This window comes from Halorubrum sp. Hd13 (assembly GCF_002252755.1).
Classification (GTDB): Archaea; Halobacteriota; Halobacteria; order Halobacteriales; family Haloferacaceae; genus Halorubrum.
Map to the genome: position 1 here is coordinate 44427 of NZ_NHOY01000096.1, position 20202 is coordinate 64628.

Consider the following 20202-nt stretch of genomic DNA (forward strand, 5'->3'; position numbering starts at 1 on the left):
GTTGCGAACACGGTAATGAAAAGGTCCCTATTATTACCCGCGGTGAAAACGCCGTCAGAGGTCGGTCGCAGCCGCGCGGATTCCCGCCCGGACACCCGCCGAACATAAACGTTTACCCTGTTCCGAATGAATCGCCGGTCATGAGCCGAAACTACGAGTCGCTCCACGATCCGAACGCGGAGTACACGATGCGGGAACTCTCCGCGGAGACGATGGAGGTCACGGGCTCGCGCGGCGGTCGCCGCGACGTCGAGATCACGGACGTCCAGACGACGATGGTCGACGGGAACTTCCCGTGGACGCTCGTCCGCGTGTACACCGACGCGGGCGTCGTCGGCACCGGCGAGGCGTACTGGGGCGCGGGCGTCCCGGAGCTGATCGAGCGCATGAAGCCGTTCGTCGTCGGCGAGAACCCCCTCGACATCGACCGGCTGTACGAGCACCTCATCCAGAAGATGTCGGGCGAGGGCTCGGTCGAGGGCGTCACCGTCACCGCGATCTCCGGGATCGAGGTCGCGCTCCACGACCTCGCCGGCAAGATCCTCGACGTGCCCGCCTACCAGCTGCTCGGCGGCAAGTACCGCGACGAGATGCGCGTCTACTGCGACTGCCACACGGAAGCGGAGGCGGACCCCGACGCGTGCGCCGACGAGGCCGAGCGCGTCGTCGACGAGCTCGGCTACGACGCGCTGAAGTTCGACCTCGACGTCCCCTCGGGGTTAGAGAAGGACCGCGCGAACCGCCACCTCCGCCCCGGCGAGATCCGCCACAAGGCGGAGATCGTCGAGAAGGTCACGGAGCGCGTGAAGGACGAGGCCGACGTCGCCTTCGACTGTCACTGGACGTTCTCGGGCGGCTCCGCGAAGCGCCTCGCGGACGCCATCGAGGAGTACGACGTGTGGTGGCTCGAAGACCCCGTGCCGCCGGAGAACCTCGACGTGCAGGAGGAGGTCACCAAGAACACGACCACGCCGATCGCGGTCGGCGAGAACCGCTACCGCGTCACCGAGCTGCGCCGGCTCATCGAGAGTCAGGCGGTCGACATCGTCGCGCCCGACCTGCCGAAGGTCGGCGGGATGCGCGAGACCCGCAAGATCGCCGACGTGGCGAACCAGTACTACGTCCCGGTCGCGATGCACAACGTCGCCTCGCCGGTCGCGACGATGGCGGCGACGCACGTCGGCGCCGCGATCCCGAACTCGCTGGCGATCGAGTACCACTCCTACGAGCTCGGCTGGTGGGAGGACCTCGTCGAGGAGGACGTCATCGAAGACGGCTACATCGAGGTCCCGGAGAAGCCGGGCCTCGGCGTCACGCTCGACATGGACGCCGTCGAGGCGCATATGGTCGAGGGCGAGACGTTGTTTGACGAGGCGTAAGCCGGATCGAGCCAGCAGCGCGGAGCGCTGCGTTGGTCGACTGAGCGAAGCGAAGTCGAAGGGGCCGGCGCGCCGAGCGTCGGATCCGACCGATATCGACGCCGGACATCTTGACAACCAAATAATATTTTATACCCGGACATGGTATACGATGGCGGAGTCGACGACGCCCGAAGAGGAACGGCGGCAGCGTGCGGCGACCGCAATTCAGGAGGGCTCCGATCATGGACATCGATGACACTCCCGGCGACGAGTCGACGAGAACAGGGCTGAGGGAGGTCGCACTCTCGCACCGCTATCGATGGCGGCTGCTCTACTGCCTGTTCACGTATGCGAATCCGATGTGGCTCCCCGACGTCGCTCACCAACTCACGGTCTGGGACCGCGACGACGTCGACACCAGAGAGCGGCTCCGGATCTACAACGCGCTCTACCACGACCACGTGCCGCCGCTGCGAGAGGCGGACCTCGTGGCGTATCATCAGCCCGACGACGAGGTCGAGTTGGGGCCGGCGGCGGAGGCGGTCGAACCGGTCATCAGCGATCGGCTGGCGTCCGAGATCGACGACCTGCTGACAGCCGAGCGGACCGATACGGACGTCGCCGATCCGGTGGACTGATCGTCCGGTTCGGCCGTCCGGCGGCGGGTCCGGCACGATACCGGTCCGCCGTCGAACGGCAGAATCGAACGCGAGACGGATGTGCGTCAGGCCCGGGACGCCACCTGGTCCAGCCGGACCGGGTCGAGCCCCCGCCGGTCCAGCTCCGTCTCGATCTCGCGGAGCCGAGGCGCGATCTCGTCCGGCTCGTGACTGTCGGTGCCGACGGTCACGCGCGCGCCGGCGTCGACGAGCCGGTCGAGGAACGCCGGAGCCGGGTGGAACGTCCCGTACTCGTCGAGCGCCCTACCGGCGTTGATCTCGGGGACGGTCCGCGACCCTCGGAAGGCGTCGGCGATCGCGGCGTAGTGGTCCTCGGTCGCGAACCCGCGGAGGTGCGGGTTCCGCTCGATCAGGTCCGGATGCGCGGCGACCGCGAACAGCTCCGAGTCGACGAGCGCGGTCAGCTTCTCGAAGTACCGCTCGACGAGCGCGCGCCGCTCCGACTCGGACTTGTCAGCGAAGTGCGAGCGAGCGTGGACGTTCGCGCCGTCCAGCTCGTGGACGCTCCCGACCGCGTAGTCGAAGTCGGCCTCGGCGAGGAAGTCGGCGATCGCCGCCTCGTGTGCGGGGTCGTAATCCATCTCCACGGCGTCGAACACGTCGACGTCGGCGTCCTCGCGGACCGCCTCGATCGCCTCCCGGCGCCGCTCGTACGTCAGGTCGAGGTTGAACCCGAGCGCCCGCTTGTACCGCTCCGCACCGGGCTCGGGCGAGACGTTGCAGTGGTCCGCGAACCCGATCCCGTCGAGGCCCGCGTCCGCGGCCGCGTCCACCATCCACCGGAGGAACGCCCCGTCGGAGTAGTTCGTGTGGGCGTGGTAGTCGTGCACGCGACGTCGTAGGTCGCGCGGCGACTCGTAGCTTCTGGTCGACGAGCGACGCCGGCGGCGACTCAGTACCCAGTGCCCAGCGCCGAGTTCGCGACGAGCACGGCGAACGTGACGCCGAACAGGGCCGCCAGGATCGCGAAGGAGACGCCCCAGCCGAACAGGTCGGCCGCGAGCCCGACGCCGAAGGAGCCCGCCGAGCCGATGACGGTGTAGACGGTCCGGACGAGTCCGAAGCCGGCGCCGCGCTCCGCGTCGCCGAGCGCGTCCATGAACCGCGGGTCGATGGCGGAGAAGAAGCTCGCGCCGGAGCCGGCCAGCAGCACCGCGACGGCGACGCCGACGAGCCCGGGACCGAAGACGAAGGCGGCGATACCGACCGCGCCGGCGAGCATCGCCGCGCCGATGGCGACGTCGCGGCCCGCCCGGTCCGAGAGCCGGCCGAGCCCGACCTGCGCGACCGCCCGAACGACGAAGAAGGCGGAGAAGACGCCGGCCGCGAACGGCGGCGAGAACCCCCGGAACTCGACGAGGAACGTCGGGAGGAACGACATCACGCCCTGGACGACGTACGTGCCGGCCATCGCGATGAACAGCGGGAGGAGAATGCTCGGCCGCGAGAGCAGCTCGACGAGGGGCGCGACCGCGAACCGGTCCCGCATCGGCTGGTCGGGGCGCCGCGGCTCGGTCGGGCGGACGCGCCACGCGAACAGCAGGAACACCGGCACGCCGACCAGCGCGGCCAGCGCGACCGCGGGGCGCCAGCCGTACCGGACGCCGACCCAGGCCGCGGCGACCGGGGCCACGAGCCCGGCCAGCGGGCCGCCCGCGGAGTGGAGCCCGAACGCCGTGCCGATGTCGTCGAACGTCCGCGAGAGCAGCGTCGTCGCCACCGCGTAGTGGAGTCCGGCGACGAGCCCGAGGAGCACCGCCGCAACCACGAAGGCGGGGAAGACGGGCGCGAGCGCGAGCACCGCGCTCATCGCGGCTGTGCCGCCGACGGCGACGAGGATGACCGTCCGCTCGCCGTGGCGGTCCGCGAGCACGCCGCTCGGGAACTGGGCGGCGCCGTACGCCAGCCACATCCCGGAGAGCGCGACCCCGATGGCGGTGTTCGACACGGAGAAGTCGTCGACGATCAGCGGGACGACCGGGCTGATCGCCAGCCTGGCGAAGTAGGTCACCAGGAACGCGAGCATGCACAGCGACAGCACCGTGTGACGGTACTGCCAGCTCATCCCGCTGTCACTGACAAGGGGTGGGTCCGGTCGGGGGTCAACGCTTTCGATTCCGGACGGAACCGATCCCGACTCACCCGCCGTCGGCCGCGGGCGCGCCGCTCGTCGTCACCCGACGGCGGCCGGGTCGACCCGGCTCCCGACCCACAGCAACGTGGCGAGAAGCCCGAGGACCGCGACCGGGAGGAACCACTGCACGACCGCGAGCAGCCCCGCGGAGGCCTGGACGCCGATCACCACGAGGAGCGTCGGACCGCAGCAGGCGAACCCCGACAGGAGCCCGGGGAGCCCCGCGGCGGCGCCCGCCCCGGCGCCGATCCGACACGCCGCGGGGCCGCGCCAGGCGACGACGGAGACCGCGAGGGTGACGCCGACGAGCGCGGCGAGTCCCAGCCCGATGGCGGCGTTGACGGGCGCGAACAGGTACTCGACCGGACCGGCCGCGACCAGCGCGACGGGCTCGTACTGGAACGGTCCGACTCGGCGGGTCAGGAGCGAGAGCGGGTCGCTCGCAACGGTGACGTCGACGACGGGCTCCGAGCCGGTCCGCGCGACCCCGGTGTCGCGGAGTCCGAGGTGACGCAGTCCCGCGGCGTACGCGAGGAGGTACGCGACTGCGACGACCACCGTCGTCGCCCGACCGTCGCGCCGACCGAGCGCCGCGCGGACGGCGAACCCGGTCCGGCGGACCAGCCCGGCCGCCCACGCCGCCGGCGCCTCGGTCGGAGAGACGGACTCAGCGGCCATACCCCGCCTCCGTGTGCTCGCCGACGAACGCCGTCTCGGGGTAGAACCCCGCCCACGCGAACCACATCGCGTCGAGCGCGAGCACCGGCTCCAGCGGGAGGTCGCCCGCGGCGATCCCGCCGCCCTCGGAGCCGACCCGATAGGCGTCGCCGTCGGGCTCGACCCGGAGACCGTCCGGGTTGCGGTAGACGTGACCGGTCGAGAGCCCCGGGTCGGCGACGGCGACGACGTCGTCACCGTCCCCGCCGACCGAGCCGGTCAGGACCCGCTCCGAGAGCAGCGTCGCCTTGTCGAACGCGACGGCGCCGCGCTCGGTCCGCGCGCCGATCACGACCGACTTCGCGTGGCCCTCCTCGGGCGACGACAGCGGCCGGAACATGGTGCCGTCGCGGGCGTAGTAGCCGCCGAGCGGCGCGTAGCTCCCGTACGGGTCGGTCTCGTATCTCCGCACGTACCCGGTGTCGTCGGTCATGACGAGCGACTCCGGGTGGCGCTCGGCCCACGCCGCCGCCGTCGTCCACACGACGCGGAACTCGTCGAGCGTCTCGCCGCTCATCGGCCCGTCGATGGCCGTGGCGAGCATCTGCGGCCACCAGCTGTCGGTCGTCCGGTCGTACATGATCAGGTTCGAGTTGACGAGTTGCCCCGACACCCCGAACGTCGCCTCGCCGCGGCGGAACCCCTGCGCCGTGCCGGTGAGCGGGCAGTAGGTGACCGCGACCGGCTCGCCACCGATCTCGTCGTTGACGATCTCGTGGTGGGAGAGGACGTGTTGGGGGTACGCCTTCGCCTCCCCGTCGCGAACGACGCCGAACACCGGCACCCCCTCGGCGTACGTCACGTCCGCGATCGGTTGGAACGACGGGTCGTCGATCGAGGGGATCCCGTCCTTCCCGACGCCGCCGCTGAGCGATTCCGTTACCAGGGTTTCCGGATCGTACGCGAGGTGGTAGTCGGTATCGACGGTCGGCGGACCGTTCTCGCCGTCCGAACCGTCGCCGTCAGCACCGTCAGAATCGTCGCCGTCACCGCCGTCCGAACCGGCACCGCCGTTGCCGCCGTCACCGTCCGAACCGTCGCTCCCGTCGGCGGTATCGAGGACGCCGCCGCCGAGACAGCCGGCGACGCCGACGGTACCGATCGCCGCGATACCGGCCAGCGCCGACCGACGAGAGCGGTTCATGCGCTCGCTTCGGCCTCGATAGTATAAAGATCGAAGCGCGGGTGTGAGACTCACACACAGCCGCGAGGGGCGTCCCTACCCGTTCTCTTCCGGGTGACTCCCGTCGACCGGGCGCTCGCGAAGCCGGTCCGCGACGGCGGCGCCCGCGGCCCGCGGGTCCGGCTGCGCGACGTCGACGGGGTCACCGACGGCGACGCGCCCGGGCTCGACGACATCGCAGCAGAGCCCGCCGCGGTTCCGCAGCGCGGACGCGAGCCCCGCCTCGCCGGCCAGCGACTCGACGTGCGCGCAGGGCGGGCGCCGCCGGGTCGGTCGCAGGCGCGCGCCCCCGACCGCGACGGTCGCCTCCAGCAGGTCGTCCATCGCCGCTCCGAACCCCTCGACGACGACGTTCCGTCGGTGACGGCCGTCCGAGACGTCGACCCCGGTCTCCGCGCGGACCGCGTCGAGGGCCTCGGCGGCGACGAGGGTGACGGCGCAGCCGTCGAGCTGGAAGTGTCTGTCGCCTCGGCGGTATCGATCGCCCTCGACGCCGCCCGGGCGGATCGCGACGGTCTCCCGCAGTTCTGGCGGAGCCCCGCCCTCGGGCGCCGTGACCAGACTCCGGACGGTGCCGGTCGCCTCCTCGTCGCCGGTCACGGCGTCCCTCCGAGCAGCGACGGGTCGCCCGGCTTCAGCCACTCGCGGTGCGCGTAGTAGACGGCGGCGACCGGCGGCGCGACCAGCGCGGCGAGCGCGTACAGCCATTTGAACGGTCCGAAATCGGCGACGCCGCGCTCGTCCAGCGACAGCGCGTCGAGGAGGACCGCGGCGGTCGCGAGCGGCGCGAGGAGGTAGCCGTGGGCGAACGCGACGGCGGCGCCGGCCGGGGTGCCGGCCGAGAGCAGCGCCCAGTCGAGCGCGTAGAGGACGGTCCACCCGCCGGCGGCGACGGCGAGGACGAGGAGCCACGGGCCGTCGAACCGCCTGCCGGGCTGTTGGGCGGCCGACCCGTCGGGGTCGTCGGCCGGTGGTTCGGCGTGGGTGCTCACGGCGGAACTGGGCGCCCGACGATACTCAACGTTCGGGTCGCCTGCGGTTCGCGGGCGGTGTGCTCGCGACCGGGAACCGACCTACTCGTCGAAGGTGCCCGCGGAGAGGTAGCGCTCGCCGCTGTCCCAGAACACGGTGACGACGAGCGGCTCATCGCCCTCGTACGCGCCCGTCTCGCGGAGCTCCGCGGCGACGTCCTTCGCCGCGAGGTTCGAGGCGCCGGAAGACTGTCCCGCGAGGATCCCCTCTTCGCGGGCGAGCCGGCGGCACTCGGCCTCGGCGTCGTCGATGTCGACCGTGTGGACCTCGTCGATCAGGTCGACATCGAGGTTCGGCGCGACGAACCCCGGTCCCATCCCCTGAAACGCGTCGCTTCCGGGCTCCCCGCCGGAGAGGACGGCGTTGTCGCTGGGCTCGACCGCGTCGATCCTGACGCCGGGGAACGCCTCGCGGAGCCGGCGGCCGATCCCGGAGAGGGTGCCGCCGGTCCCGACGCCGGCGACGAGCGCGTCGACGGTCCGGTCGCCGACCTGCTCGACCACTTCCTGACCGGTCGTCTCGTAGTGGGCCCGCGGGTTCGCGGGGTTCTCGAACTGGCGGAGCTGGACCATCCCGGCCTCGGCCTCCAGTTCGTCCGCGCGCTCCTTGGCCGCGGAGATGTCGCCGTCGACGGTCTCGAGGTCGGCCCCGTACGCCCGCATGATGCGCCGGCGTTCCATCGACTTGCCGTCGGGCATCACGAGCGTCACGTCGTACCCCTTCACGGCGCCGACCATCGCCAGCCCGATACCGGTGTTGCCGGACGTGGGCTCGACGATCCCGTCGCCGGGCTCGAGATCGCCCGCCTCCTCGGCCGCCTCGACCATGTACCGCGCGGGGCGGTCCTTCGCAGAGCCGCCCGGGTTGCGCGACTCGACCTTCGCGGCCACCGTCGTCTCAGGCGGCGATTCGACCCGTACCAGCCGCGAGCCGAGTCCCACCAACACGTCGTCGTCCATTGGGTCAACGGACGGGACCGTCACTCAAATGCCCGACGGACCGCGGCAAAACGCGTGCGGCTCGCGGCGGGAGCCGATCGCCGCGCCGCGGGACGCGTTCGCGCCGTTCGTCCCGCCGCGGGACGCGTTCGCGCCGTTCCCGGGACGCAGTTGCCACCGACGCGCGGTTTACAAGCCCTCCCGGCGTACCGAGGCGCATGACGCTCGAAACGCTCGCGCCCGACGCGGCCGCCGGCGACGCGCTCGACGACGAGGTCCTGGCGGCACTCGGGTCCGACGACTACCGATTCAAGGTGTGGGGCGGCGACTGGTGCGGCGACTGTCGGCGACAGCTCCCCGCGTTCGCGGCGGCGCTCGACGCCGCCGGCGTCCCCGACGACCGGATCGAGGACTTCCCGGTCACGAAGGGGCCGAACGGCAAGGAGGGCGACCGAGTCGAGGAGTACGGGATCGAGCTGATCCCGACCGTCGTCGTCGAAAGCGCCGACGGCGAGGAGCTCGCCCGCTTCGTCGAGGAGGCGGACGTCTCGATCGCGGAGTTCCTCGCGCGCGAACTCTCCGAGGCCGAGGCGAGCGCCTGAGTCGGACCCCCGGTCTTCTTTTCAGATTCGGTTCAGGCGTCCAGTTCAGCGACGATCCGCTCGCGGATCGCCCCGGCGTCCACGGGCGCCCACGCCTCGATGTCGTACGTCACGTCGGCGAGGACCTCCAGTCGGTCGGCGTCGCCCTCGCCGATCGCCGCGACGGCGTCCTCGGAGAGCCGCGCGCGGACCGCCTCCGAGAGCGCCTCGCGGTCCACGTCGCGCTCGGGCACGTCGAGGATGTGCGGGAGGTCCGCCGCGCCCTCCGGCAGCGAGGGGAACGCCGCGGGCCCGACCGCGAGGGCGACGGCGTCGGCGTCGAGCCTCTCGTCCGGGTCGACGACGTCCGCGAGGGCGCCGCCCGCGTCTCCCGACGTGTCGCCCGCCTCCGACAGCGCCGCGGGCGGCGCCGGGACCAGGGCGTACTCCGCGACGGCGACGTCGATGGCGGCGGCGATGGCGTCGCCGTCGACCTCCGTTCGCTGTTTAAACGCGAGTTCCGAGAGCGCCCGCGAGAGCTCCGCGCGGGTGAGCCATCCGAACAGGTCCACGACGCCGGCGAGGTCGTCCCGGGCGGCCACGCTGGGCGCGTCGGTCGCGGTGCCGTCGGGCCCGTCCGCACCCGGCATCCGTCAGTCCTCCCCCGGCGCCGGATCGATGGAGGGCTCCGTCGACGGCCGATGGCCGTTCCCCCTGACGTCGGCGTCGCCGAGCGCCCCGCCGGCCCGTGTCGCTCCGCCGCTCGTTTTGCCTCCCGCTTCGTCGGCCGCCGCCGCGAGGTCCGCCCGGGCCGCCTCGGCGACCTCGGCCGGCGTTACCGGCGCGTCGCGCCACGCCGGGAGGCGGGTGTCCGGCCCCGGCTCGCCGAGGGCGTCGGCGTACGTCGCCACCTGCGAGCGCTCGTCGGCGCGGTCGTAGTCGAGGCCGTTGAACGCGGCGTCGGTCTCGTACCCCGCGATCATCGCCTCGGCGGCCTCGCGGTAGCGGTCGCCGAGGCCGTCGTAGTCGATGGCCACGCCGCCGTCCTCGACCGCCCGGAGGGTCGCCTCGCCGACCGCCCGGCTCATGTCCGCGAGGCCGGTCGGGCCGTCGACGGAGCGGTGGTCGTGCTCGTAGCGGCCGAGATCAACCTGCGCGCTCCCCGCGAAGCCGGCGTGCGCGTACGCCTCGCCGAGCGTTCCGGCCTCCAGGCCCCACCCGCGCTGGACGCGGAGCTCGGAGACCAAGTCCGTCGTCGCCGCGAACTCCCCGGCGAGCGCGTATCGGAAGGCGTTGAGGTACTCGATCACGCCCGCCTCGCGGCGCTCGGTGGCGTCGGCGAGCGCGCGGACGAGCGGCCTGAAGAACAGCCTGAACAGCCGGCCGTACAACGCCCCGTCCTCGACGCGGGCGTAGTACCCCTTCGCGAAGGAGTGTCCGTTCGCGACCGGGAACAGCAGTCGGTTGACGAACGACGGCGAGTACGTCTTCGTGTCGGCGTCGTGGACGACGACGTACTCCTCGTTCAAGGCTCGGCCGAGGCCGAGCCACACGTCCCGACCCTTCCCGCGGTCGCCGTCGAGCCCGCGGTCGGCGAGCAGGTCGTCGAGACGGGGGCCGCCGCACCAGAGCGTCTCCACGTCGATGTCGAAGCCGGCGAGCCACCGGGCGAAGGGACCGACGCGGTCGGCCGGGGCTCGGAGGGGAACGATAACGCGAGCGGGGTCGACCGTCTCAAGCGCCGAAAGGACGCGTTCGGCCGCGAGCGTTCCGTACTCGCGCTCCGTCATCGGCACCACGACCGCCGCCCGGCCGACGGGTGCGTCGGGCCGGTGGTCCGTCAACGCGTGCAGGGTGGTCACGCGCTCTTGGACGTACTCCATTATCAATGCACAGGAGCGGGAAAGCCTAAACAGGTGCGGTACCCGTGGTCCGTGCCGACACGCGAACGGGGGTCGACGGGACCCGCTTCCCGCCGCGGTCACGCCGCCGGCTCCGCGTTCGCCGCGCCGCCCGGGACGCGACCCATGCGCGCCAAGGCGGCGTACGCGACCACGACCGCGGCCAGCCCGCCGGCGAGCCCGAGGAAGACGGCGTCGTAGGCGACGCCGGCCTCGATCGCCTCGCCCACGGCCCACGAGCCGGCCGCCTGGGTCGTCATCATCCCGGCGGAGTAGACGGCGTACGCCGAGGCCCGGGACCCGTCCGGCAGCGACGCGAGGAGGAAGGTGTCCATCGCGGGGAACAGCATGTGGATGGCGAAGCCCACGGCGAGGCTGGCGGCGACGACGGCGACGACCCCGGAGACGGCGACGACGAGGACGACGCTCCCGATGAACGCCGAGACGATCCCGAGCAGGTACGGCACGTGCGGGAGCCGGTCGGCCAGGTCGCCGGAGACCAGGAAGGCGGGGACGCCGGCCGCGAAGATCACCGTCAGGAGGTTCCGGGCGGTCGCCGGCGGGAGCCCCTTGTCGATCATGTACAGCTCGTAGAAGTTGAACAGGCCCTGCCAGACGAACCCCGTGAGCCCCATCAGCACGACGGCCGTCAGGATGAGCTTCCACTCGGAGAGCGCGCCGCCGACGAAGTCGGTGTCGCCCGCGCCGGCGTCGGGGAGGTCCGTCCGCGCGGCCAGGAGCACGAAGGCGGCAGTCGTCGCGGCCGCGGCGGCCGCGAGCCCGTAGAAGGCGAGCCGCCAGTCGTACCACAGCGCGACCGTGACCACCGGCGCGGCGGCGACCGCGGCGAGCTGGCTCGCGGTGCCGTGGACGCCCATCGCGCGGCCGACGCTGTCCGGGAACAGCTCGGAGACGAACGGGTTCGCGGCGACGAAGTAGACGCCGGAGGCCAGCCCGATCGCGAAGGCGGCGGTCATCAGCGTCGGCACGCCCGGCGCGAGCGCGACGCCGAGCGCGCCCAGCGTCAGCATCGCCCCCGAGGCCAGGATGACGAAGCGACGGGAGAACCGCGTGAGCGCCCACCCGGCCGGGAGCCGCGGGGCGGCCGAGCCGAGCCACGCGAGCGTGACGATGAGGCCGGCGGTCCCCTCGCCGATCGCGAACTCGCCGACGAACTGCCCCACGAGGGGTGCGAACACGACGCGCGCGAAGTTGACGAGGAAGACCAGGGCGCACAGCGATCCGAACAGCCTGGTCCGTGACACGGGCGGTCTTCACGTCGCCCGGAGACAAGCGTTGCGAAAACGGGGCGCCGCGGGAGGTCGTGGCGTGTCGCACCGCGCCGACGGGGAGTCGTCGCCGTCCGACTCGCGTCGTACGGGGTTTTTATACCCACACGCGACAAACCCGGATATATGAAATCGACGCGCAAGGGACTTCGCGACGGCGACCTGTTTAAGGACACCTACGAGCGACTGAACTGCGCCGACTGCGAGAAGGTATTAAAGAAGCAGAACGACCCCGACGAGGTGTTCTCGGTCCGGGTGTGCCCCGAGTGCGAGGCGACGTTCAAGGAGCTCCGCTGACGCGCGGTTCGGCCGCGACGAACCACCGCCCGAACGGGCCGCTTCGAGTTCCCGCGCCTCCAACTCTCTGTTTTCCTCCGTCCCGCTTCTCACCCGTCCCGCGCTCAGTCGGCCGACTCGACCGCGTCGTTCACCGACGCCAGCACGGGATCGACTTCGCCGGCGACCAGATCGATCCACCGGTACCCGGCGAACGCCTCGGCGACCGGGCGGGCCCCGGGAGTGGTCCCCGAGAGCACGGCGTCGTGCTCGTCGAACAGGGGGCGGACCTGCGCCCCGAGCCAGCGCGCCAGCGGGTTCGCGCTCGTCACGAGCCCCTCCATCGACTCGATCGCGTCGTCGCGCGCGTCGGCGACTGCGGCGGGGTCGGACGGGAACATCGTCTCTCCGTCCTCGATCCGCGCCGCGAGGGCGTCGAGCGCGCGCAGCCGGACCCGGGCGAGCGCCGTTCGGGTGAGCGACGTGGCCGGGTGGTCCGGCGTCCAGTCGTCGATCGGGATCGGGTCGAACCAGAGCTCGTCGAAGGTCCGGTAGACCGCGCCGGACAGCAGCGAGACGCTCGGCGCGTCGCGCGGGACCGGCCGGTCGTCGAGGAACGCCTCGATACCGGGGCTCCGCCTGAGCCGCTCGGCCTCCTCTCCGTGAAGCGCTCGCAGCCGGTCGCCGATCGCGGCGCCGACCGCCTCCGCCGCCTCCCGGAGGGGCGTATCGACCGCTCGCGGCTCGGAGAGCGATCCCTCGTACCGGCGGCGGAGGTGCCGACCGACCTCGACGTGCGACTGCACCCGCTCGACCTCGCCGACCGTCTCCCCGGCGCGAAGCGGGTTCGCGCTGGCCGCGATCTCACCCCCTCCGCCGACGAGGTCCCGCCGCCGGGCGGTGTCGAGCCAGCGCTCGATCGGGCCGTACACGGCGGCCCCGGCGAGCGGGTCCGACGCGGTTCCGGGGAGCGCGGCCAGCGTCTCCGCGGTCCGATGCCGGACCGTCCCCAAGCCCGCCGTCACTCCCTCCGGGTCGCCCTCGGTCGTCACGGCGGCCCAGGTGCCGACCGCGGTCGCGGCGTGGGCGCGCGCGGTCGCGAACCGCTCCGCCCGTCGAAGCGGCGTGAGCGACGCCTCGGGCGCCGGGAGCGCGTCGCGGGCGTCGTCGCGCCCCGCCGCGATCTGCTCGCGGATCGCCCCGTTCGGGAGCGTCTCCGCCGTCAGCGGGTCGGGGACCGGTTCGAGCAGCCGGTCGACGCGGTCCGCGAACGCGGTCGCCGCCTCGCTCTCGATCGGCACGGGAACGAGCCGCGGCCGGTCGGGGACGGGAGTCTCGATCGCCCGCGACACTCCGGCCGTGTCGATCGACGGCGGGTCGTCCCAGAACTCTCCGCCGCGCCGGCGCCCGCCGTCGAGACAGCCGCCGAGCGCGAGCGCGCCGGCGGCCGCGGCGGCCCCGAGCGCCCCGCGGCGGGTGAGGCGGCGCGTCACGACCCGTCACCCCCGGTCTCGTCGGCGCTCGGTCCGGACGTTCCGGTATCCCCCAGCGCCGTGTCGGACCCCGGCACGGTCGCGTTCGCGTCGATCCGGTCGTACTCCGTCCCGACCGCTCGGCAGGGGGAGCGCCCGCTCGACCCCGAGCCGCTGAGCGGCGAGCGAAGCGCCGCGGGGAGCCGGAACAGGAGCCCGACGGCGTCGCGCGTGTCGGCCTCGCAGGCCGCGTCGGGCGGCCGGAGCTCGCGGCAGTACTCGTACTCGACGTGGCCCGGCCGCCACGAGACCGACCGGATCCGGTACCGGTAACACGACTCGATGCTGGCCGGTGCGACGAACACCGTCTCCGTCTCGTAGTCGGTGTCGTCGAGGAACGAGCGGACCCGCGCCCGCCCCTCGTCGGCGACGCCGGCGGCGACCGTCAGCTCGGCCGCCCGTTCGTCGCTCGTCACGAGTTCGCGGGAGAGCGGGACGGGGTCGACGTCGTCGTCGCCTCCCTCGGTCCCGGCGTCGTCTTCGGCGTCATCGCCTTCGACCGCGAGGTCGACGACGACGGCCTCGCCGCCGGGGTTCCGGGCCTTCAACACCGTCGGATCGCCGTCACTGCCCGACCTCGACTCCGCGGACCGGGACGGGTCGCCGTCGTCGCTCGTCTCGGCGCCGAGGCAGCCGCCGAGCGCGAGCGCGCCGAGCGACGCGCTTCGGAGGAGGGCTCGCCGTGTGGGGGACATGGGCCCGCGTTGAACCGGTCCCGACAAACGTCTTGTGGCCGCCACGCTCCGGGCGGAGGGCGAGCTACTCGAACACCGCGTCGAACGCGGAGGCGCCGAGCGGGTCGAAGGTGCCGGCTGCGACGTTCTCGCGCACGTGATCCGCGTCGCTCGCGCCGACGAGCGAGGCGGTGACGCCCGGCGCGCTCCGCGCGAAGTTGAGCGCGCGCTGGGCCGGCGTCTCGCCGGAGAGGGTCGCGTCGACGTCGGCCGGGATCGCGCCGGGCTCGGCGAGTTCCCCCTGTCCGATGCTCGCGCTCGTCACGACCGAAAGCCCGGCCTCGTGGGCGAACTCCAGCGTCGAGACGGGCTCGGCGTCGGCGCCGCCTCCCGGCGGGCGCTGGGTCCGCCGCGTGAACGCGTCCGCCATCGCGACGTTGAACGGGAGCTGGACCGCCTCGAACCCGTGGTCGTCGTCGGGGCCGACCGCCTCGCCGGCGGCCTCGGCCCGCGCGAGGACCTCGGCGAGCGAGAGGTACCGCTCGTGCTCTTCGGGGACGCGGAATGCGTCCCACGTGGCGACGCCGTAGGCGCCGACGTCCCCGGCCGCTCGCCGGCGCTCCAGCGCCTCGAAGGCGGCCTCCAAGCGGTCGTACACCGCCTCGCGGGAGCGAGCCGCGAGCTGGGTCTCGGGGTTGTGGACGTAGAAGAGGTCGACCGCGTCGAACCCGAGCCGGTCGAGCGAGCGGTCGAGCGACCACTCCAAGTACTCGGGCGCCATCGCGTGCGCGCCGTTCGCGAGCGCCTCGGCGTCGACCACCCCCTCGGCGAGGAAGCGGTCGCGGACGTACGCCGCGGGGTCGTCGGGGCGCTCGCCGTCGAACGGGAGGAATCCGCCCTTCGTCGCGACGACGACCGCGTCGCGGTCGATCGGCGACTCCCGGACCGCCTCCCCGACGACGCGCTCGGCTCGCCCGCACCGGTAGTTGACCGCGGTGTCGACGTGGTTCACCCCGGAGCGGAGCGCGAGCCCGATCGCCTCGCGGGAGGCGTCGTCGACGGCGGGGGTGGGCTCGCCGAGGTAGGTGCCGATGCCGACGCTGGAAGCCACGCCCGGCCCGAACCGACGGAAGTAGGTCCGCCCGAAGGCGTCGCCGAACCGGTCGCGGTAGGCCCAGAGCGCGTCGCGGGTCGCCATGTTCGTCCGACAGGTGGCGCCGCGGGGAGAAAAGTCGCGCGGCGCGAGGCGAGTCCGCCGCGGGCGTCGCGTCACGCGCGTCTCGTGAGCCGGTAACGTGTCAGACGGATGGACGACGGTGACACAACGACTATACGTCGTCCGGGAGTCGAAACGGGCAATGGCCTCGCTCACCGACCACCTGTCCGATCTCGTCGAGGACGCGGACGCGGTGCTCCTGTTCTCGCCGACGAGCTCGTTTCACGACCGGTTTGAGGACGGCGACACGGATATCGTCGTCGTCGCCCCCGACAACGACGTCGACGCCGACACGTTCGTCGAGCTCCCCCTCCCGTTCGACAACGTGAAAGACCGGGTCCGGTTCGGGATCGAGGGCGCGATGGACGCCGACCTCGTCTCCGAGGGCGACGAGGTGGTCTGCATCGCGTCGGTCTTCGACGGGGGGTCGGACGCGGTGATCCGCGTCACCGTCGACGAGACGGTCCACACGGGGATCTACGACCTGTTCGTCAACTCCCGGGCCGAGCCGAGCGTCATCCGCGACGTGTTCGAAGTCGCGATCGAGCTCGGACAGAAGGGGCAGAAGGGGAAGCCGGTGGGCGCGCTGTTCGTCGTCGGCGACGCGGGGAAGGTGATGAACAAGTCCCGCCCGCTGTCGTACAACCCGTTCGAGAAGTCGCACGTCCACGTCGGCGACCCCATCGTGAACGTGATGCTCAAGGAGTTCTCCCGACTGGACGGCGCGTTCGTCGTCTCCGACTCCGGGAAGATCGTCTCCGCCTACCGCTACCTCGAGCCGGGCGCGGAGGGCGTCGACATCCCGAAGGGGCTCGGCGCGCGCCACATGGCCGGCGGCGCGATCACTCGGGACACGAACGCGACCGCGATCGTGCTCTCGGAGTCGGACGGGCTCGTCCGTGCGTTCAAGGCGGGCGAACTCGTCTTGGAGATCGATCCGGAGGAGTACTGACCACCCATGCTCGCGGTACCGAACGCGCTGCGGGAGTTCGTGACGGGAGTCCCCGACAGGCTGTGGCTCGCCCTCTTCGTGATCGTCGTCGGGCTGGTCCTGGCGTACGTCGTCGGGGTGATCAACCGCCGGCTGCTGACCCGCGCCGGCGTGCCGGAGGCGATCGAGGGGACCGCGTTCGAGCGAACCGTCCGCGAGTTCAACACGTCGACGGTGCGGATCTTAGCGCAGCTGTCCAGCTACTTCATCGTCGCCGTCGCCGTCATCGTCGCCCTCACCGTCGCCGAGGTCAACTACCTCGACCGGTTCTGGTCCTCGGTCGCCTCCTTCCTCCCGCGCCTCTTCGTCGCCGCGGTCGTCATGATCGTCGGCGTCGTCGTCGGCGACAAGGCGGAGCTGCTCGTCGCCGAGCGGCTCCGCGGAGTCAAGCTCCCGGAACTCGGCGTGTTGCCCCCGCTCGTCAAGTACAGCGTCGTGTACGTCGCCGCGCTGGTCGCGCTCGGACAGGTGGGCGTGCAGACGCTCGCGCTGGTCGTGCTGCTCGCCGCGTACGCGTTCGCGGTCGTGCTGTTCGCCGCGCTGGCGACGAAGGACCTCGTCGCGAGCGCGGCCGCCGGGGTGTTCCTCCTCCTCCGGCAGCCCTACGGCGTCGGCGACGAGGTGAAAGTCGCCGGCGAGCGCGGCATCGTCCAGGAGGTCGACCTGTTCGTCACCCACATCGAGGCGGACGGGGAGGACCACGTGATCCCGAACCACTCCGTGTTCCGCGACGGGATCGTCCTGATCCGGGAGTGACGACGGCGGGCCGGGGTCGAGCGTGGGCCGCATGCTCCCGGTGGCGAGTCTCTGACCGTTCCCACGCCGTGGGAGTAGCTATCACGATATAACTGGCGGGCGGTCCGAGACGCAACTATGAGCCACGACGACGCCGTCGCCTGCGAGGGGTGGGACGCGAGCGAGTGCGAGGGCACGGTCCACTGCCCGCCGCGGTGTCCGCGGTTCGTGGACAAAGAGGGCGCCCGGTGGACGATCCGGCCGGCCGTCACGGAGGACGCCGCGCCGCTCGCCGAGATGTACGAGGGGTTCGAGACCGCGGACCGCGCGCAGGGGCTCCCCCCGGTGACGCGGGACCGCCGGGCGGAGTGGATCGAGTCGATGCTGCGCGAGGGGAGCAACGTGGTCGCCGAGCGCGACGGCGAGCTGTTCGGTCACGCGATGTACACGCCGACGGACGCGGCGCGTCCGGAGCTCGCCGTCTTCGTCCACCCGACTATGCAGGGACGGGGCGTCGGCACCGAGCTCTGCCGGCACGTGATCGCCGACGCCGCCGCCGGGGGTCGCGACGGACTCGAACTCCACGTCGAGAGCGGGAACCGCGTCGCGCGTCGCGTCTACCGGACCGTCGGGTTCGAACTCGCCGAGCGCCGCGGCGACCTCCGGATGGAGCTCGATCTGAACGACCCGATCGCGAGGGAGGTGCGCTGGCCGCCGCTCGCGCGGGAGGGCCCCGCGACGCCGGTCTCGGAGACGCCGTCGGACGCCGGTCGCTCTCCCGCCCCGGCCGACGACTGACGCGGACGCGGCGCTGGCGACCGACCCGTCGAGTGCCGGACGGACCCCGCGCCGCCGGTCGCCTCGGCGACCCCCGCCACCGCAACCGTTAGGCCCGGCCGTCCCCAGGAACCGATAGCCGTGGAGGACGCCATCGAGTGGCTGCGGAACCGACCGTTCTACGAGGGACAGATCGCGGAGCACCGCCGGCTCCCCGCCCGCGAGCCCGCCTTCGGCGACGTCGACCTCTCGCCCCGGATGGCCGACGCGCTCTCGAAGCAGGGGATCGACCGCCTCTACCGCCACCAGACCGACGCGATCGAGGCGGTCCGCGACGGCGACGACGTCGTGCTCGCCACCGAGACCGCGAGCGGGAAGTCGCTCGCGTACACCGTCCCCGCGTTCGAGGCCGCGATGGACCACGGGGGACGGACCCTCTACGTCGGCCCCCAGAACGCCCTGATCGCGGACCAAGAGGAGAGCCTGAGCGACCTCGCGCACGGGCTCGGCTTCGGGAGCGGGGTCTCCGTCGCGTCGTACACGGGCCGGCTCTCCCGGTCGGAGAAGCGGGCCGTGCGCGACCGCGAGCCGACCGTCCTGCTCTCGAATCCGGACATGCTCCACTACGCGCTACTGCCGTACGCCGGGCGGCTGTGGGAGTGGTTCTTCTCGTCGCTGGAGTACGTCGTGATCGACGAGGTCCACAGCTACCGCGGGGTGTTCGGCTCGCAGGTCGCCATGACCCTCCGTCGGCTCGCGCGGACCTGCGAGCGGTTCGGGTCGAGCCCCCGGTTCGTCTGCTGCTCGGCGACGATCAACAACCCCGTCGAACACGTCGCGGCGGTCACCGGGCGCGACCCCGACGACATCGCCCTCGTCGACGAGGACGCGTCAGGACGGGGACCGCGAGACTGGGTGCTGTGGAACCCGCCGGAGTACGACGACGACTGGCAAGAACGGGGGAGCGGCCGCCGGAAGTCGAGCCACACGGAGAGCAAGCGATTGTTCTGTGACCTCGTGACCGCCGGCGCCCAGACGCTGGCGTTCACCCGGGCGCGACAGACCGCCGAGCAGTACGCGACCGACAGCGCGAGCGACCTCCGCGACCGCGGCGAGCGCGAACTGGCGGGGAAGGTCGGGGCGTACCAGGCCGCCCTGACGAACGAGCGCCGACGGGAGATCGAGGCCGACCTCCACGCCGGCGAGCTGCGGGGCGTCTGGTCGACGAGCGCGCTCGAGCTCGGCGTCGACGTCGGGGGGCTCGACGCCGTCATCCTGGACGGCTACCCCGGCACGCGGATGTCGGCGTACCAGCGCGCGGGGCGAGCCGGGCGCGGCGACGACCCCGCGCTGGTCGTGATGGTCGGCGGCGAGGACCAGCTCGACCAGTACCTCATGCGCAACCCCCCCGACTTCTTCGAGGCGCCGCCGGAGGACGCCATCTGCGACCCCGAGAACGGGCAGCTGCTCCCCGGGCACGTCGCCTGCGCGGCGGACGAGAGCTGGCTCTCGCCGGACGACGAGCGCTTCTTCGGCGAGTCGTTTCCGGGCGTCGTCGCCGACCTGACCGACGAGGGCGTCCTCGACAGGCGGGAGGTCGCGGACGGCATCCGCTGGACGCACGCCGGCTCGTCGAGTCCGCAGCAGTCCGTGAGCCTCCGGACCGTCGGCGACCGGGAGGTCGACCTGGTCGACTCGTCGCGGAACGAAACGGTCGCTTCGCTCGACTTCGGGGACGCGCTGCGCGACGCCCACCCCGGCGCGATCTACCACCAGCAGGGACGCACCTACGAGGTGACGGCGCTGGACCTCGACCGCGACGTCGCCGAGCTGCAGTCCTCGTGGGCCGACTACTACACGCGGCCGCTCACCGAGAAGGACATCGTCGTGAACGAGGACCTCGCGGAGCGCGAGCTCGCGGCCCGGCCCGACGTCCCGGTCCGCTTCGCCGACGTGACCGTCACCGAGCGGATCACGGGGTTCGTCCGCAAGGACGCGAAGACCGGCGAGTCGCTCGGGGAGTCGACGCTGGACCTCCCGGAGACGACGCTGCGGACGAAGTCCCTCTACTTCCCGGTGCCGGCAGACTTGGAGTCGGAGATGCGAGCGATCGGCAGTCGCGAGACGGACGACGGAGGCGCGGAAGCGGCGACGGACGGCGGGGGCGAGGCGACGGGCGGCGGCG

The 20202-nt window shown here is 72.4% G+C and carries 21 protein-coding genes; 8 read left to right on the top strand and 13 right to left on the bottom strand.

Annotated features, from left to right (window positions below; genetic code table 11):
- Nucleotides 1-140: 140 nt before the first annotated feature.
- Both DJ81_RS12670 and DJ81_RS12675 read left to right on the top strand, forming a co-directional pair.
- Nucleotides 141-1379, top strand: coding sequence for a mandelate racemase/muconate lactonizing enzyme family protein (locus DJ81_RS12670; protein WP_094526161.1), 1239 nt, complete (start codon nucleotides 141-143; stop codon nucleotides 1377-1379).
- A gap of 224 nt (nucleotides 1380-1603) precedes the next feature.
- A complete protein-coding gene (locus tag DJ81_RS12675) occupies nucleotides 1604-1999 on the top strand; it encodes a hypothetical protein (RefSeq protein ID WP_141212031.1) in 396 nt (131 codons plus the stop codon).
- Between the two features lie 86 nt (nucleotides 2000-2085).
- Here DJ81_RS12675 and DJ81_RS12680 read toward each other — a convergent pair whose 3' ends face one another.
- From DJ81_RS12680 to DJ81_RS12710, 7 genes are all read right to left on the bottom strand, one after another.
- Nucleotides 2086-2871, bottom strand: coding sequence for a PHP domain-containing protein (locus DJ81_RS12680; protein ID WP_094524717.1), 786 nt, complete (start codon nucleotides 2869-2871; stop codon nucleotides 2086-2088).
- A gap of 62 nt (nucleotides 2872-2933) precedes the next feature.
- Nucleotides 2934-4106, bottom strand: coding sequence for an MFS transporter (locus DJ81_RS12685; protein WP_094590006.1), 1173 nt, complete (start codon nucleotides 4104-4106; stop codon nucleotides 2934-2936).
- Nucleotides 4107-4214: 108 nt separating this feature from the next.
- Nucleotides 4215-4853, bottom strand: coding sequence for a hypothetical protein (locus DJ81_RS12690; RefSeq protein WP_094523965.1), 639 nt, complete (start codon nucleotides 4851-4853; stop codon nucleotides 4215-4217).
- Nucleotides 4843-6036 carry a DUF3179 domain-containing protein gene (locus DJ81_RS12695; RefSeq protein ID WP_094523966.1) on the bottom strand — a complete coding sequence of 398 codons (1194 nt, stop codon included), beginning with the start codon at nucleotides 6034-6036 and terminating at the stop codon, nucleotides 4843-4845. The genes DJ81_RS12690 and DJ81_RS12695 overlap by 11 nt, the downstream gene beginning before the upstream one ends.
- A gap of 75 nt (nucleotides 6037-6111) precedes the next feature.
- Nucleotides 6112-6675: an MOSC domain-containing protein gene (locus DJ81_RS12700; protein ID WP_249269131.1), complete on the bottom strand. Its 564-nt coding sequence runs from the start codon at nucleotides 6673-6675 to the stop codon at nucleotides 6112-6114.
- Nucleotides 6672-7067: a hypothetical protein gene (locus tag DJ81_RS12705; protein ID WP_094526165.1), complete on the bottom strand. Its 396-nt coding sequence runs from the start codon at nucleotides 7065-7067 to the stop codon at nucleotides 6672-6674. Before DJ81_RS12705 ends, DJ81_RS12700 begins: the two co-directional genes overlap by 4 nt.
- Nucleotides 7068-7148: 81 nt before the next feature.
- Nucleotides 7149-8066, bottom strand: a complete 918-nt coding sequence (locus DJ81_RS12710; RefSeq protein ID WP_094590010.1) for a PLP-dependent cysteine synthase family protein — start codon at nucleotides 8064-8066, stop codon at nucleotides 7149-7151.
- Between the two features lie 197 nt (nucleotides 8067-8263).
- Between DJ81_RS12710 and DJ81_RS12715 the strand changes: the two genes are divergently transcribed.
- The gene (locus tag DJ81_RS12715; protein ID WP_094523970.1) at nucleotides 8264-8647 is read left to right on the top strand and encodes a thioredoxin family protein; all 384 of its coding nucleotides are present in this window, start codon (nucleotides 8264-8266) and stop codon (nucleotides 8645-8647) included.
- Nucleotides 8648-8679: 32 nt separating this feature from the next.
- On the opposite strand, the gene DJ81_RS12720 is transcribed toward DJ81_RS12715, so the two are convergent.
- The 3 genes from DJ81_RS12720 to DJ81_RS12730 form a co-directional block, all read right to left on the bottom strand.
- Nucleotides 8680-9276: a hypothetical protein gene (locus DJ81_RS12720; protein WP_094590012.1), complete on the bottom strand. Its 597-nt coding sequence runs from the start codon at nucleotides 9274-9276 to the stop codon at nucleotides 8680-8682.
- Nucleotides 9277-9279: 3 nt separating this feature from the next.
- Nucleotides 9280-10509, bottom strand: coding sequence for a glycosyl transferase family 2 (locus tag DJ81_RS12725; protein WP_094590014.1), 1230 nt, complete (start codon nucleotides 10507-10509; stop codon nucleotides 9280-9282).
- A 98-nt stretch (nucleotides 10510-10607) separates the two neighbouring features.
- Nucleotides 10608-11792 (bottom strand): MFS transporter, encoded by a 1185-nt coding sequence (locus DJ81_RS12730; RefSeq protein ID WP_094523973.1) that lies wholly within the window; start codon nucleotides 11790-11792, stop codon nucleotides 10608-10610.
- Nucleotides 11793-11942: 150 nt separating this feature from the next.
- On the opposite strand from DJ81_RS12730, the gene DJ81_RS19275 reads away from it, so the two are divergent.
- On the top strand, nucleotides 11943-12113 hold the full coding sequence (locus DJ81_RS19275) for an HVO_0758 family zinc finger protein (RefSeq protein ID WP_008849790.1): 171 nt from the start codon (nucleotides 11943-11945) through the stop codon (nucleotides 12111-12113).
- Between the two features lie 104 nt (nucleotides 12114-12217).
- Here the strand turns inward: DJ81_RS19275 and DJ81_RS12735 are convergent, their stop codons facing one another.
- From DJ81_RS12735 to DJ81_RS12745, 3 genes are all read right to left on the bottom strand, one after another.
- A complete protein-coding gene (locus DJ81_RS12735; protein WP_094590016.1) occupies nucleotides 12218-13585 on the bottom strand; it encodes a hypothetical protein in 1368 nt (455 codons plus the stop codon).
- Entirely contained in the window at nucleotides 13582-14319 is a 738-nt protein-coding gene (locus DJ81_RS12740; protein ID WP_094590018.1) for a hypothetical protein, read from the bottom strand. Before DJ81_RS12740 ends, DJ81_RS12735 begins: the two co-directional genes overlap by 4 nt.
- A 64-nt stretch (nucleotides 14320-14383) precedes the next feature.
- On the bottom strand, nucleotides 14384-15496 hold the full coding sequence (locus DJ81_RS12745; protein ID WP_094526170.1) for an aldo/keto reductase: 1113 nt from the start codon (nucleotides 15494-15496) through the stop codon (nucleotides 14384-14386).
- A 160-nt stretch (nucleotides 15497-15656) separates the two neighbouring features.
- On the opposite strand from DJ81_RS12745, the gene dacZ reads away from it, so the two are divergent.
- The 4 genes from dacZ to DJ81_RS12765 all read left to right on the top strand — a co-directional run.
- Nucleotides 15657-16466 (top strand): diadenylate cyclase DacZ, encoded by an 810-nt coding sequence (dacZ, locus tag DJ81_RS12750; RefSeq protein ID WP_094523977.1) that lies wholly within the window; start codon nucleotides 15657-15659, stop codon nucleotides 16464-16466.
- 6 nt (nucleotides 16467-16472) lie between these two features.
- Nucleotides 16473-17261, top strand: a complete 789-nt coding sequence (locus DJ81_RS12755; RefSeq protein ID WP_094590020.1) for a mechanosensitive ion channel domain-containing protein — start codon at nucleotides 16473-16475, stop codon at nucleotides 17259-17261.
- 117 nt (nucleotides 17262-17378) lie between these two features.
- Nucleotides 17379-18038: a GNAT family N-acetyltransferase gene (locus DJ81_RS12760; RefSeq protein ID WP_094558492.1), complete on the top strand. Its 660-nt coding sequence runs from the start codon at nucleotides 17379-17381 to the stop codon at nucleotides 18036-18038.
- 120 nt (nucleotides 18039-18158) lie between these two features.
- Nucleotides 18159-20202 (top strand): DEAD/DEAH box helicase (locus tag DJ81_RS12765; RefSeq protein ID WP_249269132.1); only part of this gene is annotated, 2044 nt, incomplete at its 3' end.